18 protein-coding genes are annotated in these 15,635 nt (G+C 70.0%); 8 read left to right on the top strand and 10 right to left on the bottom strand.

What is annotated here, in order from left to right:
* Positions 1 to 147: 147 nt before the first annotated feature.
* The 7 genes from ytfQ to D3273_RS29900 all read right to left on the bottom strand — a co-directional run bounded on the left by ytfQ (position 148) and on the right by D3273_RS29900 (position 6,868).
* The gene (gene ytfQ / locus D3273_RS02200; protein WP_129223067.1) at positions 148 to 1,113 is read right to left on the bottom strand and encodes a galactofuranose ABC transporter, galactofuranose-binding protein YtfQ; all 966 of its coding nucleotides are present in this window, start codon (positions 1,111 to 1,113) and stop codon (positions 148 to 150) included.
* Positions 1,114 to 1,354: 241 nt separating this feature from the next.
* Positions 1,355 to 1,861: a DUF5872 domain-containing protein gene (locus D3273_RS02195; protein WP_129223065.1), complete on the bottom strand. Its 507-nt coding sequence runs from the start codon at positions 1,859 to 1,861 to the stop codon at positions 1,355 to 1,357.
* An 80-nt stretch (positions 1,862 to 1,941) separates the two neighbouring features.
* Complete coding sequence (locus D3273_RS02190) at positions 1,942 to 2,472, bottom strand: LPS assembly lipoprotein LptE (RefSeq protein WP_129223063.1); 531 nt, start codon at positions 2,470 to 2,472, stop codon at positions 1,942 to 1,944.
* Positions 2,459 to 5,101 (bottom strand): leucine--tRNA ligase, encoded by a 2,643-nt coding sequence (leuS, locus tag D3273_RS02185; RefSeq protein ID WP_129223733.1) that lies wholly within the window; start codon positions 5,099 to 5,101, stop codon positions 2,459 to 2,461. Before leuS ends, D3273_RS02190 begins: the two co-directional genes overlap by 14 nt.
* Positions 5,102 to 5,361: 260 nt before the next feature.
* A complete protein-coding gene (gene thrH, locus D3273_RS02180; RefSeq protein ID WP_129223061.1) occupies positions 5,362 to 5,982 on the bottom strand; it encodes a bifunctional phosphoserine phosphatase/homoserine phosphotransferase ThrH in 621 nt (206 codons plus the stop codon).
* Entirely contained in the window at positions 5,979 to 6,593 is a 615-nt protein-coding gene (locus tag D3273_RS02175) for a LysE family translocator (protein WP_245500948.1), read from the bottom strand. The genes thrH and D3273_RS02175 overlap by 4 nt, the downstream gene beginning before the upstream one ends.
* An 11-nt stretch (positions 6,594 to 6,604) precedes the next feature.
* The gene (locus tag D3273_RS29900; RefSeq protein WP_428977750.1) at positions 6,605 to 6,868 is read right to left on the bottom strand and encodes a 2OG-Fe dioxygenase family protein; all 264 of its coding nucleotides are present in this window, start codon (positions 6,866 to 6,868) and stop codon (positions 6,605 to 6,607) included.
* On the opposite strand from D3273_RS29900, the gene D3273_RS02165 reads away from it, so the two are divergent.
* Positions 6,752 to 8,077 (top strand): LysR family transcriptional regulator, encoded by a 1,326-nt coding sequence (locus D3273_RS02165; protein ID WP_428977749.1) that lies wholly within the window; start codon positions 6,752 to 6,754, stop codon positions 8,075 to 8,077. The two genes, D3273_RS29900 and D3273_RS02165, sit on opposite strands and share 117 nt — an antisense overlap.
* 183 nt (positions 8,078 to 8,260) lie before the next feature.
* Here D3273_RS02165 and D3273_RS28055 read toward each other — a convergent pair whose 3' ends face one another.
* Complete coding sequence (locus tag D3273_RS28055) at positions 8,261 to 8,410, bottom strand: hypothetical protein (protein ID WP_165359343.1); 150 nt, start codon at positions 8,408 to 8,410, stop codon at positions 8,261 to 8,263.
* Positions 8,411 to 8,615: 205 nt separating this feature from the next.
* A complete protein-coding gene (locus D3273_RS02160) occupies positions 8,616 to 8,849 on the bottom strand; it encodes a hypothetical protein (RefSeq protein ID WP_129223054.1) in 234 nt (77 codons plus the stop codon).
* A gap of 140 nt (positions 8,850 to 8,989) precedes the next feature.
* On the opposite strand from D3273_RS02160, the gene D3273_RS02155 reads away from it, so the two are divergent.
* Both D3273_RS02155 and cls read left to right on the top strand, forming a co-directional pair.
* Positions 8,990 to 9,331 carry a hypothetical protein gene (locus D3273_RS02155; protein WP_129223052.1) on the top strand — a complete coding sequence of 114 codons (342 nt, stop codon included), beginning with the start codon at positions 8,990 to 8,992 and terminating at the stop codon, positions 9,329 to 9,331.
* Between the two features lie 231 nt (positions 9,332 to 9,562).
* Positions 9,563 to 10,963: a cardiolipin synthase gene (cls, locus tag D3273_RS02150; protein WP_245500946.1), complete on the top strand. Its 1,401-nt coding sequence runs from the start codon at positions 9,563 to 9,565 to the stop codon at positions 10,961 to 10,963.
* On the opposite strand, the gene D3273_RS02145 is transcribed toward cls, so the two are convergent.
* Complete coding sequence (locus tag D3273_RS02145; RefSeq protein WP_129223048.1) at positions 10,854 to 11,651, bottom strand: endonuclease/exonuclease/phosphatase family protein; 798 nt, start codon at positions 11,649 to 11,651, stop codon at positions 10,854 to 10,856. The two genes, cls and D3273_RS02145, sit on opposite strands and share 110 nt — an antisense overlap.
* A gap of 193 nt (positions 11,652 to 11,844) precedes the next feature.
* Between D3273_RS02145 and D3273_RS02140 the strand changes: the two genes are divergently transcribed.
* The 5 genes from D3273_RS02140 to D3273_RS28705 form a co-directional block, all read left to right on the top strand.
* Positions 11,845 to 13,485: an ABC1 kinase family protein gene (locus tag D3273_RS02140; RefSeq protein ID WP_129223046.1), complete on the top strand. Its 1,641-nt coding sequence runs from the start codon at positions 11,845 to 11,847 to the stop codon at positions 13,483 to 13,485.
* A 141-nt stretch (positions 13,486 to 13,626) separates the two neighbouring features.
* A complete protein-coding gene (locus tag D3273_RS28050; RefSeq protein ID WP_165359342.1) occupies positions 13,627 to 13,770 on the top strand; it encodes a hypothetical protein in 144 nt (47 codons plus the stop codon).
* Between the two features lie 74 nt (positions 13,771 to 13,844).
* The gene (locus D3273_RS02135) at positions 13,845 to 14,798 is read left to right on the top strand and encodes a LysR substrate-binding domain-containing protein (RefSeq protein WP_165359341.1); all 954 of its coding nucleotides are present in this window, start codon (positions 13,845 to 13,847) and stop codon (positions 14,796 to 14,798) included.
* A 119-nt stretch (positions 14,799 to 14,917) separates the two neighbouring features.
* Complete coding sequence (locus tag D3273_RS29545) at positions 14,918 to 15,049, top strand: hypothetical protein (RefSeq protein ID WP_281011163.1); 132 nt, start codon at positions 14,918 to 14,920, stop codon at positions 15,047 to 15,049.
* A 262-nt stretch (positions 15,050 to 15,311) separates the two neighbouring features.
* Positions 15,312 to 15,635, top strand: a 324-nt coding sequence (locus D3273_RS28705) for a hypothetical protein (RefSeq protein ID WP_207210637.1), incomplete at its 3' end; no start/stop codon positions are given.

Here is a 15,635-nt window from a genome sequence, read left to right as displayed (position 1 = left end):
GGATCGCGGAAGCGCCGGCCCCGCGGGGCCGGCCCGACATCCCGTGCCGGGCGGCGGGGATGCCGGCGACCCCCTCGCCGCCGCGCCGCCCGTGCGGCGCGGGGCCGCGTCGGCCGATCGACCCGGCCCGTCGGGCCGGACCGCCGATCAGTAGCCGAGGTCCTTCTTCTTCTCGTATTCGGCCTTCGCCGTGTCGGGCAGAAGCAGCTTCGACTCGGTCTGGATGAAGTGGGGCGGCTTCGTGCCGTCCTTCTTGAAGGCGGCGAGGGCCGCGAAGGCCGGGCCGGCCATGTCGGGCGTCAGCTCGACGGACGCGTTGGACTCGCCCGCCATCTGGGCCTTGAAGATGTCCGGCACGCCGTCGATCGACACGACCAGGATGTCCTTGCCGGGCTTGAGCCCCGCGTCCTTGATGGCCTGGATGGCGCCGACCGCCATGTCGTCGTTGTGGGCGTAGACGGCGCAGATGGCCTTGCCGCCGTTCTCCGCCTTGAGGAAGCTTTCCATCACCTCCTTGCCCTTGGCGCGGACGAAGTCGCCGGTCTGGGAGCGGATGACCTTGACGTTGTCGTGGCCCGCGAGGGCGTCGGCGAAGCCCTTCTTGCGGTTCGTGGCGGGCGAGGAGCCGACGGTGCCCTCGATCTCGACCACGTTGCACGCCTTGCCGGCGGCGGTCTTCACCAGCCAGTCGCCCGCGACGGCACCCTCGTGGACCGTGTCCGAGCCGACGGCGGTGAGGTAGAGGCTCGGGTCCTGGGTGTCGATGGTGCGGTCGAGCAGGATGACCGGGATGTTGGCCTCCTTGGCTTCCTTCAGCACCGGGTCCCAGCCCGTCGCCACCACGGGCGCCATGAAGATCGCGTCGACGCCCTGGGCGATGAAGGAACGGACGGCCTTGATCTGGTTCTCCTGCTTCTGCTGGGCGTCGGAGAACTTGAGGTCGACGCCGAGCTTCTTGGCATCGAGCTTGGTGACCGAGGTTTCGGCGGCACGCCAGCCGGATTCCGAACCGATCTGCGAGAAGCCGACCGTCATCTTGTCGGCGGCGTGGGCGGAAGCGCCGAGCAGCGCGACGCTGGCGACCGCGGTCGACAGCAACAGTTTGGTGTTCATGGTGACCCTCCCCTGGGCGTTTTCGATGCGCGTGGAGGTCGTTCGCCGACCCTCTCTTTCACCGATGCATAGCAGGTCTGCGCAGACCATAAAATAGGTTTTTCTCGGACTCCAGCGGCGGGCCCACGGTTCGGGGGCCGGCGCGCGACGGGGCGGGATGCGCTCCGTCGACGGGCCCGGAGGCGGGGGAGCGCGCCCCGGGATCCCCGCGGGTCCGGCCGCCGCGGCGGGCGATCGCCCTTCAGCCCTTCAAGGCGTCCCGGAGCTGCTGCTTGTTCATCTTGGAGCGGCCGGGGATGTTCTTCTCCTGGGCCCGCCTGTAGAGGTCCGCCTTGCTCTCGTCCCCGCCGTCGTGGTGGCGCGCCGCGGCGGTCTTCTCGGCCACGTCCTTCGGCTGGGCGGAATGCTGCCGGCCCTTCTTCGTGTCGCGCCGCTTCTTGTCGGAGGTGCGGCGGTATTCCTCCGCCGTCAGGTGGTTTCGCGCTTCCTCCGGCAGGTAGCGCTCGCCGGTTTCGCCGCTGGGGTGGCCGGATTTCGTGCCCCAGTCCTCGCGCTCCCACTGCACGAGGTGGTTGTCCTCCGACTTCTTCCCCTCGTAGCCGCCGCCTTCGTGCTTGTATTCCTGCACGGCCATCTGGGCCTTGCGGGCGGACCATTGGCCGGGCTGGCCGCCCTTGTCGCCTTCCGTGACCTCCTCCTTCACCTTTTCCCAGAGTTCGGGGTCGGTCTTCTTGGTGGTGGTCGACATGGCGGGCTCCTCGGGCTTCCGCGCGGGGAACGCGGCGAGCCCGCCGCCGGTTGAACGGCGGCGCGCTCATGCCGCAGCCGTCACCGCGCGGGCGGGAGCGTGCCGATCTTGGCGGCCACCTGCGTGGTGATCTGGTCGGCCAGGGTCTTGGCGTCGCGGATCTCGGCGTCGCGCGCCGCGCGGATGTTGGCGAAGCGCTGCGACGAGCGGTCGTAGGTGGCGAAGCTCGTCGTCTTGCCCGTGGCGAGCGGGGGGCCGCCCTCGATGGGCAGCAGCGTCCAGGTCACGTCCGTCACCACGCTGGCGTCCTGGGCGCGCTGGGTGGTGATGTCGATCAGCGCCGTCTGCACGCGCTCGGTGGTGGCGAGCTGCAGGCGGAAGCGCGGCGCGGGCTTCGCCCCCGTGCCGTTCAGGTCGGTGATGAGCTCGTCGCGCAGGTAGTGGCCGAGCTTGTCCGGCACGGGGTCGACCGCGACGGCGCGGAGGTCCGCGCCGAGCGCGCCCCCGCGGCTGGCGTAGAGGGGCGTCACGCATCCCGCCAGCCCGGCCGCCGCACCGGCGAGCAGGACGGAGGCCAGAAGGCGGGACGGCAGGCGCTCAGACCACGACATTGACGATCCTTCCCGGGACCACGATGACCTTCTTGGGCGTGCGCCCGTCGAGCGCCTGCACGATCGTGTCGGAGCCGAGCGCCGCGGCCTCGACCGCCTTCGCGTCGGCGTCGCGCGGCACCGTCACCTCGGCGCGGCGCTTGCCGTTGATCTGCACCGGCAGCACGATCGTGTTCTCGACCACCAGCGCGCGGTCGGCCGCGGGCCAGGGCGTTTCGGCCACGGGCGTGGCGTGGCCCAGCTCCGCCCAGCAGGCTTCCGCGAGATGCGGCATGAAGGGGCCGATCGCCTGCACGAGGAACCCGGCCGCTTCGCCGAAGGCGCGGGCCAGCGCCGAACCCGGGGCCACCGGCGCCTCGGTCGACGCGATGGACGCCGACAGCGCGTTGGCCAGCTCGTAGACGTGGGCGACGCAGCGGTTGAAGCGCAGCCGCTCCAGGTCCTCCTCGACGCGGATCAGCGCCCGGTGGGCGCTCTTCCGCACGTCGAGCGCCCGCGCCTCGTCGTCCGGCGTCTGGGCCGTCGCGGCGCCCGGCTCGCCCGCGGCGGCGCGCTTCAGCTCGCCCACCAGCCGCCACAGGCGCTGGACGAACTTGGCCGAGCCCTGCACGCCTTCCTCGGTCCAGATGACGTCGCGGTCCGGCGGGCTGTCGGACAGCATGAACCAGCGCGCCGTGTCGGCCCCGTAGGAGCCGATGATGTCGTCGGGGTCGACGACGTTGCGCTTGGACTTCGACATCTTCTCGATCGCCCCGATGGCGACGGGGGCGCCCGAGGACAGCAGCGCGGCGCGGCGCTCGCCGCCCGCGCCCTCGATGCGGATCTCCTCCGGGCTGACCCAGGCGCCGTCCGGCCCCTTGTAGGTCTCGTGCACCACCATGCCCTGGGTGAAGAGCCCGCGGAACGGCTCGTCGAGGTTGAGCAGGCCCACCCGGCTCATCGCGCGGGTGAAGAAGCGCGAATACAGCAAGTGCAGGATCGCGTGCTCGACGCCGCCGATATACTGGTCGACCGGCAGCAGGCGGTCGGCGACCCCCGGCGTCGTCGGGGCCGCGTCGTTCCACGGGTCGGTGAAGCGGGCGAAGTACCAGGACGAATCGACGAACGTGTCCATCGTGTCGGTTTCGCGCCGGGCCGCGGCGCCGCAGGCCGGGCAGGGGACGTTCTTCCAGGTCGGGTGGCGGTCCAGCATGTTGCCGGGCGCGTCGAAGTCGACGTCCTCGGGCAGCGTCACCGGCAGGTCGGCGGTCGGCACCGGCACGGCGCCGCAGGACGGGCAGTGCACCACGGGGATGGGGCAGCCCCAGTAGCGCTGGCGCGAGATGCCCCAGTCGCGCAGGCGGAAGTTCACCTGGCGGGTGGCCTGTGGGGCGCCCCCGATGTCGACCGCTTCGAGCCGGCGCGCCACCTCGTCCTTGGCGTCCGGCACCGTCAGCCCGTCGAGGAAGCGCGAGTTGACGAGGCGGCCGTCCTCGGTGAAGGGCGTGTCGCCGATCTCCAGCGCGGCGGGGTCGGTGCCGGGCGGGCACACCACGGGCGTCACCGGCAGGCCCTTCAGCCGCGCGAAGTCGAGGTCGCGCCCGTCATGCGCCGGGCAGCCGAAGATCGCGCCGGTGCCGTAGTCCATCAGCACGAAATTGGCGACGTAGACGGGCAGCTCCCAGGCGGGGTCGAAGGGGTGGCGCGCCCGGATTCCGGTGTCGTAGCCCTTCTTCTCGGCCGTCTCCAGCGCCGCCACGGAGGTGCCGAGCTTGCGGCAATCGTCGATGAAGGCGGCGAGGTCCGCGTCCTTCGCGGCCGCGGCCCTGGCCAGCGGGTGGTCGGCCGCGACCGCGAGGAAGCTCGCGCCGAACAGCGTGTCGGGCCGGGTGGTGTAGGCGCTGAGTTCGGTTTCGCCGGCGGGCACGGTCGCGGGGTCGAGCTGCCAGCGGATCGTCAGGCCTTCGGAGCGGCCGATCCAGTTGCGCTGCATCAGGCGCACCTTGTCGGGCCACTCGGTGAGGGTGTCGAGCCCGTCGTAGAGCTCCTGCGCGTAGTCGGTGATCTTGAGGAACCACTGGGTCAGCTCGCGCTGCTCGACGACGGCGCCCGAGCGCCAGCCGCGCCCGTCCACCACCTGCTCGTTGGCCAGCACGGTGTTGTCGACCGGGTCCCAGTTGACCTTGGACGTCTTGCGTTGCGCCAGGCCGGCCTCCAGGAAGGCCAGGAAGATGCGCTGCTGCTGCTTGTAATAGGAGGGGTCGCAGGTCGCGACCTCGCGCGCCCAGTCGATCGACAGGCCCATGCTCTTCAGCTGCGCCCGCATCGTGTCGATGTTCTTGTGGGTCCACTCCGCCGGGTGCCGCTTGTTCTGCATCGCGGCGTTCTCGGCCGGCAGGCCGAAGGCGTCCCATCCCATGGGATGGATGACGTTGAAGCCCTTGGCGCGGCGGAAGCGCGCCACCGCGTCGCCCATGGCGTAGTTGCGCACATGGCCCATGTGGATGCGCCCCGACGGGTAGGGGAACATCTCCAGCACGTAATATTTCGGCCGCGGGTCGGCGTTCGAGGCCTCGAAGCAGCGGCGCTCCGCCCACACGGCCTGCCAATGGGCCTCGGATTCGCCTGCGTGGTAGCGGTCGTTGAACATCATCAGCCGTCGAATGGAACCGAACGAGATCGCCCGATGGGCGCTGTTTCGCGGTTTACATCAGGTCGGCCGACTTGTCCCGGCGCATGGACGGCGCTTCGCCCCGCGCAGGGAACAGCACGGCGGTTAAGGATGCCTTCCCCGCCTTCGGACGCTCCACGGCCTGCGCGGTGCCGCGAAGCGGAGGCGCGCGGGCCCGCCCGCCCGTCCGCGCGCTCGGCGGCTCGGGCGGCGGCCCGCCGCATCTGCCGGAGGCCACCTCAGCCCGCGGCCGGCCGCGGGCGGAAGCGCGACAGGATGTCGGCATCGTCGTGGGCGACCGCGACATCACCTGCCTTCTCCAGTGTGACGGCGGGTGGCCTGAACAGCACCCCGACGCTGGCCCGGCGGATCATCGACAGGTCGTTCAAGGCATCGCCCACGGCCAGCGTCCGCGACCCGTCGGTCGCGAACCGGTCGAAGCAAAGATGCTTGCCTTCGAGCGCGTTCCAGAACGCCATGCCTCGGACCAGCCCCGCCTCGTCGTGGGTGAAGCTGTGGCAGAGCACGGCGTCGGACGGCAGTCGATCCAGCAGCGCTCGGTTCATGGGATCGAACGAGTCCGTGACGATCACCACCCGGGCGACGCTCGCGAGGTGTTTCAGGACATCGACCGCCCCCGGGAATGGATGGAGATCGGAAACGATCGCGAGCACGCGCGCGAGCGTGATCCCGAGCCGCCGCAACGCGGCGATCCGCTGCTCCATGAGGGCGCGATCGTCACCCACCTCCCGCGTGGTCGGCCGCAGTGCCGCGATGCCGAGACGATCCGCCAGGAACGGCCATATCCCGGGGGCCGGAACCCCTTCGAGGTCCACGCAGGCATGGGGCTTGCCCGTCACGAGCCGTGTCTCCCACCGAGGTCCAGGACGAGGAGGGACAGGCCGAGCGCGACCAGGATGACACCGATGATGCCGTTGAACAGGCCCTGGCGCCGCATCACCGCTCGGCGGACGCCCGGCCGGGACAGGAACACCGCGACGACGCTGAACCACCCGAGATGGGACAGCGAGATGAACAGGCCCCAAGCCAGCTGATACGCGAGCGAACTGTCGCGGCCGATGAACTGACTGTAGAGGCTGACCACGAAGATCGAGGTCTTGGGATTGAGCCCGTTGGTCAGGATGCCGTTCGCCAGGTCGCGCCCGATCGAACGCGACGCGACGCCGCTTCCCGCGTCGAAGGCCTGCGCCGGGCGAAGCGCGGTCGAGACGCCGACATAGGCGAGGTAGCCCGCGCCGGCGAAGCGGATCATCCCGAGCGCGTCAGGGGCGATGCGTTGCAGGACCGCGATGCCGAACACCGCGTAGGCGACGTGGAACCAGCAGGCGATCGAGATGCAGACCGACGATGCCAGGCCCGCGCGGCGGCCATACAGGCAGCTGTTCCTGGAGACGACGGCGAAATCGGCGCCGGGACTGAGCACCGCCAGCCACGTCACGGCGGCGATCATGGCGATCTGGTTCACGGCGTCGCGGCCTTCCGGAGGGGTGTAGCGGTCGGCCGGGGGACCGGCCTCGGGGTCAGTTGCAGCGAAAGGTCACGACGAGGATGTCGCGATGGCCCGCCCGCGATCGGGGCGACGTGACGCTCGATGCCGCCGTTCAGGCGATGACAGGTCGCCGTCTGGTGATGAGGCCCGTGCGGCTCCAGACGGACCGCGCCGCCGCTCGCTTCCGCGGTGAGGATAGCACGGCGACGAAGGCGGCCGGTTCCTCCATCGGCCATGTCGGTGTCCGGCTTCAGGTCGTTCCGAGATCCTATGAAGTGTTCGATGGCCTTGTCATCGGCTCCGCCATCGTCGATCAGGTCGAAAAACTCCGATGGGCCGATGAAGGCGAAATACTGATTCGCCAGGTGTCGTCCAGTCTTCATGGCGTCATTGGACGACGAAGGAGCGCCCACGTCGGTGAGATCGTTGATCGTCATGTTCGCTGCTCTCGAAATCTCTCATTGCCGCCCATAGGCGGCGTGCTATCAGCGGATGAGAAATGCCGACATCATAAGTCAAAAAAACTCATCGATAGGGATGAGGGGAACTCAACGATGAGCCGACCGGAAAGGACAACCGCGCGCTTGCCGCAATTGAGCACTTTGCGGGTCTTCGAGGCCGCGGCTCGTCACGAAAGCTTCATCCGAGCCGCACAGGAACTCAACGTCACCCAGGGAGCCGTGAGCAAGCAGATCAAAAACCTGGAAGCGGATCTCCGAGAGCAGCTGTTCCATCGGCGCAACAGGACCGTGGTGCTGACCCAGAAAGGGCGATGGCTCGCCGGGCGGCTATCGTCGATCTTCGCGGAGATCGAGGACGCGATCTTGGATTTCAGGAGAAGCGAGATCGCGCCGCCCCTCGTCGTGTCCTGCGAGCCGACGCTCTGCCTCAAGCTCCTCATCCCGAACATCGCCGAACTGAAGCGGGAGACCGGCCTCGACATCTGCCTCCTGGCGGCGGGTGGCAGGATCGACTTCCGCCGGCACCACGTCGACCTCGCGGTGCGGCGCGACGATTTCCAGCTGGCGCCGGGGATCCATTCCAGGCTCCTCGCAGAGGAAGCCGTGGGCCTCGTCTGCTCACCCCGCCTCCGGCTCGATGCCTGCGTCTCGGCCCTCCACACGGCATCGCGCCCGGATGCCTGGGACCGTTGGAAGCCGGAGGTGCCCGAAGTGTCCGGATCGACCGATGTCGTCTACGAACACTTCTATCTGGCCCTGGAGGCAGCCGCGGCCGGTCAGGGCATCGCGGTCGCGTCGATCCACATGCTGGAGGCCGATCTCGCGTCGGGGCGGCTGGCCGTCGTCCGCCCCTTCAGGCGGGACGGGACCCGGTATGTGGGGCTGTCGAGGCGGCCCTTTCAGGAAGATCCGAGGAAGTCCCGCTTTCTGGATTGGCTGGCCGCCAGGATGGAGGTCCACCTGTCCGACCATCTCGTCGACTGAGCGGCATGGACCAGGCCCGTCGTGCCGCGGCGAGGGGAGCCGCTCGGCGAGGCGGGTTTCCGGTGCCGCGGGACGAGCCTCACCGCTTGAGGACGCGCGCCACCTGGTCGTAGACGACACGACAGGACGGGGTGAGCTGCGGGCGCTTGCTCGCCAGGCAGGACACCGCCGAAGCCTCGTCGCTCATCGACAGGGGCACAGCCGCATCGCATCCCCCGAACAGGTGTCGAGGGCGCGCTGGCGCAGCTCCGGGCTGACGTCGTTCGCACCCGCCAGGGCCGCCGAGGTCAGCGCGAGGGACAGGAGGAGACCGAGGGGGGCTGCGAGGGTCATGGCGTCGAGGCGTCCGGGTCAGCGCCGCGGGGGAGGTGCGACGGCGCAGGACGCCGGTCGGTCGTCGGGGCCGAACGCATCCTGTCGTGAAAGCTCTGCACATGCAACCTCCGCCGCGGTGGTTTAGTTCGGCAGAGCGCGGTCTCTCCGTCACAAATATCCGGATCTGCTTCGAGGCGGTCCGTCGGTACTGTTCAGTTCTTGTTCAGCTTGCTGCGATGAGGCCGTGCTCGACCGCGTAGCCGCGCGCCGCCGCGAAGGCCGCCCAGACGAAGAGCTCCGCGTCCTGGCCGGGCAGGGCGGGTTCGCCCTCGACGCTGTCGGCGCGGAGCAGGGTGGAATGCGAGCGCAGCTCGTCGAGCGTGAAGATGATCCAGTGGCCCGTCGCGTTCTCGACCTGGAGGCTGGTCCCGCCGACGCGCTTGATGTCGAGTGCCATGGTGATCGCTCCTGTCCGCCGCCCGGGCGGCCTCCGGCCTCCAACGCCCGCGGCGGGTTCCGGTGCCGTGGCGCGCCCTGCAACCTTGTGCGGGGGCGGGGCGTCACGGCTGCGGCGATCCCCGCCGTCCCGGAGCTCCCATGTCGATCTTCCTGCGCACCGACGATCCCCACGCGCTCGCGGCGCGCTTCAACGGCCTGATCGCCGCCCGGGAGGTCGCCTCCTGGACGGTCGACCGCTTCGGCAACTATTTCCACGACGTGCCGCACTGGCACTATGCCGCCTTCTTCAACCCGGTCGCGCTGGGGGACGGGCTGCGGCTGAACCTGCATTTCATCGACAAGCGCTGCGATCGGCGATTCTGCTTCGCCGAGCTGCACGGCGCCATGCTCCAGGCCCTGCTGCAGCACTGCGGCGACCGCTTCCACGACGCCCACGTGTCGCGCGGGCCGGATCACGGCGACGAGGCGTTCGATGGCTGAGCGCCGCCACGGCGCCGGCATCCGGGCGGTGCCAAGCAGGATCGCGCGGGCTCGCCCACGCGATCCTGCCATCTTTCCCTGTGAGGAGAAGCAGACATTCTTGGGCCGACACACGAATGTCTGCTTAGAAGGCGTCGCGCGCGGGGGTGGTCCCCGCGCCGAATCGCATCAGGACCTCCGCCGCTGCTGATCCCCGACGACGCCGAATGGCTGCTGGCCGACGTCGACCGCGTGCTCGGGCCCGCGGCGACCCCCGTCGGGCTGATCCTCGCCGTGGGGGTGACGGTCCACGTGCTGCTGCACAAGCGCGAGGTCGCGGCCGCCACGGCCTGGATCGGCTTCGCCTTCATCGCGCCGGTGTGGGGGGCGCTCTTCTACTTCATGTTCGGCATCAACCGCGTGGTGCGCCGCGCCCAGAAGGCCCGCACCGCCCGGGCGCCCCGCCGCCCCCCCGCCGACCAACACCCCGTCCACGAGCTCCCCGACCCCTTCGCGGCGCTGGAGCGCGCCGTGCGGCGCATCACCAACCGCAAGGCCGAGCGCCGCAACGCCGTGGCGGTCTTCCACGACGGCGACGCGTGCTACCCGGCCATGCTGGACGCCATCGCGGGGGCCCGCAGCAGCATCGCGCTGTCGAGCTACATCATGCGGGACGACGGCATCGGCGACCGCTTCGCGCGCGCGCTCCTCGACGCGCAGAACCGCGGCGTCGCGGTGCGGGTGCTGGTCGACGGCATCGGCTCGGGCTATTTTTCGCCCATCAAGCGCCGGCTCGACCGCATGGGCGTGCCCGCCGCCCAGTTCATGCATTCGGTGCTGCCGTGGCGCATGCCCTTCCTCAACCTGCGCAGCCACAAGAAGCTGCTGGTCGTGGACGGCACCGTCGGCTTCACCGGCGGCATGAACATTTCGGACCAGAACCTCGTCGCCCAGCGCCCGAAGCACCCCGTGGCGGACACCCATTTCCGCTTCGAAGGCCCGGTGGTGACGCAGCTCCTCGACGTGTTCGCGCACGACTGGCACTTCGCGACGGACGAGGACATCGAGGGCGAGCGCTGGTTCCCCGACCCCGACGAGACGGAAGCCGGCGAGATCCTCGCCCGCGTCATCACGTCGGGCCCCGACCAGGACCTGGAAAAGATCCGCTCCGTGCTGATGGAGGCCTGCGCCTGCGCGCAGCACTCGGTCAAGGTGATGACGCCCTATTTCCTGCCCGGGGCCGAAACGGTGTCGGCCCTGACGCTGGCGGCGCTGCGGGGCGTGCGGGTCGACATCATCGTGCCGCAGCGCTCGGACCACCGCTTCATCGACCTCGCCATGCGGGCCCACATCGCGCCGCTGATCGAGGCCGGGGTGCGCTTCTGGCTCGGTCCGGCGCCGTTCAACCATTCCAAGCTGATGGTGGTCGACAAGCAGTGGAGCCTCGTGGGCAGCTCCAACTGGGACATGCGCAGCCTGCGCCTGAACTTCGAGATGAACGTCGAGATCTACGACGAGGCGCTGGCGCTCGAGCTCGACGGCTTCATGACGGCGCACCAGAAGACGAAGCTGAAGCACCGCGACCTTTCCGCGCGAAGCCTGCCAGTGAAGCTGCGCGACGCCGCACTCCGTCTGCTGCTGCCTTATATCTGACGACGTGGCGCGGCGCTTCCGCGCCCGCCTCCGCCGGGACGAGCCGGACCGCGATGGGGCGGTGGTCGGAGGTCGTGCGCGGCAGCACGCGGGCTTCCGCGCAGGCGAGGCCGCGCGCGAGGCAGCGGTCGAGCCGCACGGGGACGATCTCGCCCATCATGTGGGTCGGCCGGCGGGGGCCGACGTCCCGGAACCCGCGGATCAGGCAGGGCCCCACCAGGTTGAAGTCGCCCAGCACGGCGGCCCGCTCGGGCAGGTGCAGCGCGATGGCGCGCAGCTGCCGGCGGTTCAGCCGCTGCCCGTGCGACAGGTGGACGTTGGCGATGCCGAACCCGCCGATCTCGACGATCTGGCACACGCGCTGGACCAGCGAGCCCGGCGGCAGCGGCGTGACTGACGGCACGGCGTGCCAGGGCAGGGGACTCCACATGCCCAGGCCGTGGATGCGGCCGGGCAGCGGCGCCCAGGCGTAATGGCCGCCGATGCGCTCCGGCAGGTCGTTGAAGCGGCTCGTCGCCTCCTGCATCAGCATGAGGTCGGGCTTCTCGCGCCCGATCAGCGCCACGACGTCGTCGAGCGAGGCGCCCACGGTGCGCAGCAGGTTCCAGCTCACGATCTTGAGGCCGGGGTCGCGGGGCGCCCCCTCGGCCGGATGGCCGTGGTGGCCCGAACTGCGCGGCGGCGTCATGGAGGCTCCCGGTCGATCCCGAGCGCTGCTCATGCACCGGGCGCGGCGCGGCGGCAAGCGACGGGCGCGCGGGACGGCGGCCGGGATGGAACATCGTCCCCGCCCGCGACTTCGCGTAACGACGGCGGGCGGGGGTGTTGCACCGCACCCGACCCGTCACACCCTCACCGCAGTCGAGGCCTAGTCCGAGCGCATGTTCAAGACCGCATTCGTGGCCGCGCGCGATCGCCGCCGCCTCTTCGTCATCGCCGGCGTGCTCATCGGCTTCGGCTTCAACAAGGTCGTGGACCGGCTGGGGCTGCAGGCCATCGCCCGCATGGCGGCCCGCAACGCGTCCTTCCCCAACGTGGCGCGGCTGTCGCCGCCCCAGCGCGCCCGCCGCGCCATCGAGGCGCTGGGCCCCACCTTCATCAAGCTCGGCCAGATCCTGGCGTCCCGCTCGGACCTCCTCGGACCCGAATGGACGGACGAGCTCGGCCGCCTGCACAGCCAGGTGTCGCCCGTGCCGTGGGAGAAGATCCGCCCGCAGCTCGAGGAGGACCTCGGCGGCCCGCCCGACCTCGTCTTCGCGGAGTTCAACCACACCCCGATCGCCTCGGCCTCCATCGCCCAGGTCTACTGGGCGCGGCTGAAGACCGGCGAGGAGGTCATCGTCAAGGTGCTGCGCCCGGGCCTGCGCCAGATCATCGAGGCCGACCTGCGCCTGATGAGCAACGGCGCCCGCATCGTCGAGCGCGAATGGCCCGAGATCGCGCGCTACAAGCCGCAGGAACAGATGCGCCACCTCGCGTCCGGCATCAACGGCGAGCTCGACCTCGTCAACGAGGCTCGCAACTGCGAGATGCTGGCGGCCATGTTCGCCGACCGCGAGGACATCGTGTTCCCCAAGATTCATTGGGAACACACCACCGAGCGCGTGCTGGTGCAGGAATTCCTGCACGGCATCCCGCTGACCGACCACGCCCGGCTCGACGCCGGCCATTACGACAAGCCGCTCCTCGCCCAGAAGGGCACCGACGCCTTCCTGCAGATGGCGCTGATCGAGGGCATGTTCCACGCCGACCCGCACCCCGGCAACCTGCTGGCGCTGTCGGGCAACCGCATCGGCTTCATCGATTTCGGCATGATCGGCCGCCTGTCGCAGAAGCGGCGCGACCAGCTGCTGATGATGATCGGCGCCATGCTGGGGCAGAACGCCGACGGGCTGATGGCGGTGCTGATCGACTGGAGCGGCAACAGCGCACCCGACCTCGCCAAGCTCGACGGCGCCGCCCACGGCTTCGTGCAGCGCCATTCGGGCGCGAGCCTCAACCTCGCCCAGGTGCTGACCGACTTCATGACGATGGCGCGGGAGAACGACCTCTCGATGCCGACCGACCTCGCCATCCTGTTCAAGAGCCTCGTGTCGGCCGACGGCGTGATGCGCCAGCTCGACCCCGAGTTCGACCTGTTCACCGCCGCCGGCCCCACCGTGCAGCAGAACATGAAGGCGCGGTTCTCCATCGAGGGCCTCAAGAAGAAGGTCGCCGGCATGGGGGCCGGCCTGTTCTCCACCCTGTCCGACCTGCCCGCCCTGGTGCACCTGATGCTGGTGCGCCTGAAGCAGGGCAAGATGACGGTGGAGATCGAGATCAAGGGCATGGACCAGCTGATCCACGGCATCGAGGTGGCGGCGACCCGCCTCGCCATCGCGCTCGTCGTGGCGGCCTTCACCCTCACCATCGCGCCGCGCCTGCTCGCCGACCAGGGTGTGTTCATCACCGCCACGGTGATCCTGGCGCTGGTGGGCATCGGCTGGATGCTGCTGTTGCGCCGCCGCAAGCGCGTCGGCTGAGGACGGCGGCCGAGCGGCGGGCCGCCGCCGCCCGGTTGGTTTGTAAATTAAGTTTCATGGCACAAAAGCGTCGGAATGGCGGTTCGGTGCAGGAGCCCCGCCGTCGGCGGCCCTTCCGATCCCGCCAGCCGAGCCCACCTGATGCGCAACATCCACGACACCGGCGCTTCCCCGCTGAGGACGGCGGCCCGGGACCTCGCCCTCGCCAGCAACCGGATCGGCATCGCGGCGACCGCCGTCGTCCTGGCCGCGACCGTGATGATCGCCATCGTGGCGCCGATCTGATCAAATCGTCCCGGGCATCCGGGCCGGGAACCGCCGCAGGTTCCGTTCCGCCGAGGCCCGGATCGGAGGCCTCCTTGAAGTCGCGTCCCGGCAGCCCGCGCACCATGGACCGCCAATGGCTGCCTTTGAACGCGCTCCGCGCCTTCGAGGCCGCCGGCCAGCTCGGCAGCTTCACCGCCGCGGCGGCGAAGCTCACCGTCGCGCAGAGCGCGGTCAGCCGGCACGTCAGCGTGCTCGAAAAGTTCGTCGGCCTGCCGCTGTTCGAGCGTCGCCACCAGCAGCTCGTGCTGACCGAGGCCGGCCGCCATCTCCTCCCCGTCGTCACGCGCAGCTTCGACCGGCTCGACGGCGCGCTCGGCGACATCATCGAGGAGCGCGGCGCCCCCCGCCGCATGCTGCGCGTGGCCATGCCGCCCACCTTCGCGGCGCAGCTCGCCATCCCCATCCTGCGCGACTTCAGGGCCGAGCACCCGGCGCTGTCGATCGAGGTCGCGTCCCGCTCGGTCGCCGGCGGCGACGCCGAGGCCGGGCTGTCGATCGTGTATTCCGAGCCCCGCGTCACGGACGCCATCAACGACCTCCTGTGGATGGAGCGCTTGACGGTGCTGTGCTCGCCGGCGGCGTTGGGTGAAGGGCCGGTCGACCTGCCGTCGTTGGTCGCCCGGCAGGACCCGCTGCACGTGCGCCTCGGCGGCCGGGCGCACGGGCACATGTGGGAGCTGATGGCGCGCGCCGCCGGTCGCCCCGACCTCGCCGTCGACCGCGGGCTCGTCTTCGACACGGCGCAGCTCGCCGTCCAATACGCGCTGTCGGGCGAAGGCCTGGCGCTGGCCGATCCCATGCTGTTCCGCGACGACCTGTCGGCGGGGCGGCTGGTGGCGCCCTTCGGCGCGCGGCTGGCGTCGGGTTACGGCTACTACCTCGTGACCGCGCCCGAGGACCTCGACGAGGCCGTCGTGCTGTTCCGCTCCTGGCTGATCCGCCGTTTCGCTGCCGGTGGGCAGGGCAGGGGAGGGGCGGCTCCGTGACGGGCGCGCGTCGTCCCGCCGCGGCTGCGGGGGAGGGGAGACCTCGATTCCGCTTTCGTTATGGTTTCCCTGGCATCGACGGACCGGGACGCCCTCGACCGACTGTTCGCGAGACCACCATGAAGCTTTGTGTCGCCTTGCTCGCCCTTTTCATGACCTGCCTGTCGCTCGGCGGCTGCGCGACGCCGCGCCTGTGCCCCCCCGGCACCCACCCCGGCCCCTACGGCCATCGCTGCTTCCTGAACGGCTGATCGCTTCCCGATCCGGCGCAGCCGGGCCGCGACCGGCCGGACGACCATGAAGGCGTCGCTCGACGAGCGGCACCTTTTCTCGTTCCGGGCCGGCGGGCGTCGCCCCGGTGGGTCGCGGGGCAGGGCGATCGGGTCGGGGCAGGGGAGGTGGGCCGATTCCCTGCTGTCTGCCGGGGGCTGCGGAGGCCCTGGGCGGGCATCGGCTGGGGTGCTTTCGATTTTTGCAGTTTTGTGAATTTCGGCGTTGACGGGTCTCCGTGGGGTGCCCTATACAGCGTTCATCGACGGCGGCGCTGCTGATGAGCGGCCCGCGGGTTTCGACGCTTCCGAGTTTGTCTCAGGAGTTCATGTCCCGGCAGGGTTTGCCGGGCGTGTCGTCGTCTCCCTCGTCCGGCGTTATGCGCTGGCCTTGACGTTTGGGGTGGCCTTCGGGCGTGCCCGCCGCTGTTTGACAATTTCATCGGAAGAAAGAGAAACGTGGACGGCGGGGTCCTTGCGGTCCGGCTTTGGCCGGGCACGGCGCTTCGGCGCTGCGAGAGAACTGCTCCGACGGTCACGTTTCCAAATTCATCGCGTTCTGGTCCTT

The organism is Lichenibacterium minor, from assembly GCF_004137685.1.
Taxonomy (GTDB): Bacteria; Pseudomonadota; Alphaproteobacteria; order Rhizobiales; family Beijerinckiaceae; genus Lichenihabitans; species Lichenihabitans minor.
The sequence above is the reverse complement of the archived record's forward strand: the minus strand, read 5'-3'. Positions and strand labels throughout refer to the sequence as shown.

Coding starts and splice junctions, on each gene's coding strand:
- ytfQ (WP_129223067.1), bottom strand. CDS start 1,113: ATGAACACCAAACTGTTGCTGTCGACCGCGGTCGCCAGCGTCGCGCTG.
- D3273_RS02195 (WP_129223065.1), bottom strand. CDS start 1,861: ATGTCGACCACCACCAAGAAGACCGACCCCGAACTCTGGGAAAAGGTG.
- D3273_RS02190 (WP_129223063.1), bottom strand. CDS start 2,472: ATGTCGTGGTCTGAGCGCCTGCCGTCCCGCCTTCTGGCCTCCGTCCTG.
- leuS (WP_129223733.1), bottom strand. CDS start 5,101: ATGTTCAACGACCGCTACCACGCAGGCGAATCCGAGGCCCATTGGCAG.
- D3273_RS02175 (WP_245500948.1), bottom strand. CDS start 6,593: ATGATCGCCGCCGTGACGTGGCTGGCGGTGCTCAGTCCCGGCGCCGAT.
- D3273_RS02165 (WP_428977749.1), top strand. CDS start 6,752: ATGACAGGTCGCCGTCTGGTGATGAGGCCCGTGCGGCTCCAGACGGAC.
- D3273_RS29900 (WP_428977750.1), bottom strand. CDS start 6,868: ATGGCCGATGGAGGAACCGGCCGCCTTCGTCGCCGTGCTATCCTCACC.
- D3273_RS28055 (WP_165359343.1), bottom strand. CDS start 8,410: ATGACCCTCGCAGCCCCCCTCGGTCTCCTCCTGTCCCTCGCGCTGACC.
- D3273_RS02160 (WP_129223054.1), bottom strand. CDS start 8,849: ATGGCACTCGACATCAAGCGCGTCGGCGGGACCAGCCTCCAGGTCGAG.
- D3273_RS02155 (WP_129223052.1), top strand. CDS start 8,990: ATGTCGATCTTCCTGCGCACCGACGATCCCCACGCGCTCGCGGCGCGC.
- D3273_RS02145 (WP_129223048.1), bottom strand. CDS start 11,651: ATGACGCCGCCGCGCAGTTCGGGCCACCACGGCCATCCGGCCGAGGGG.
- D3273_RS02140 (WP_129223046.1), top strand. CDS start 11,845: ATGTTCAAGACCGCATTCGTGGCCGCGCGCGATCGCCGCCGCCTCTTC.
- D3273_RS28050 (WP_165359342.1), top strand. CDS start 13,627: ATGCGCAACATCCACGACACCGGCGCTTCCCCGCTGAGGACGGCGGCC.
- D3273_RS29545 (WP_281011163.1), top strand. CDS start 14,918: ATGAAGCTTTGTGTCGCCTTGCTCGCCCTTTTCATGACCTGCCTGTCG.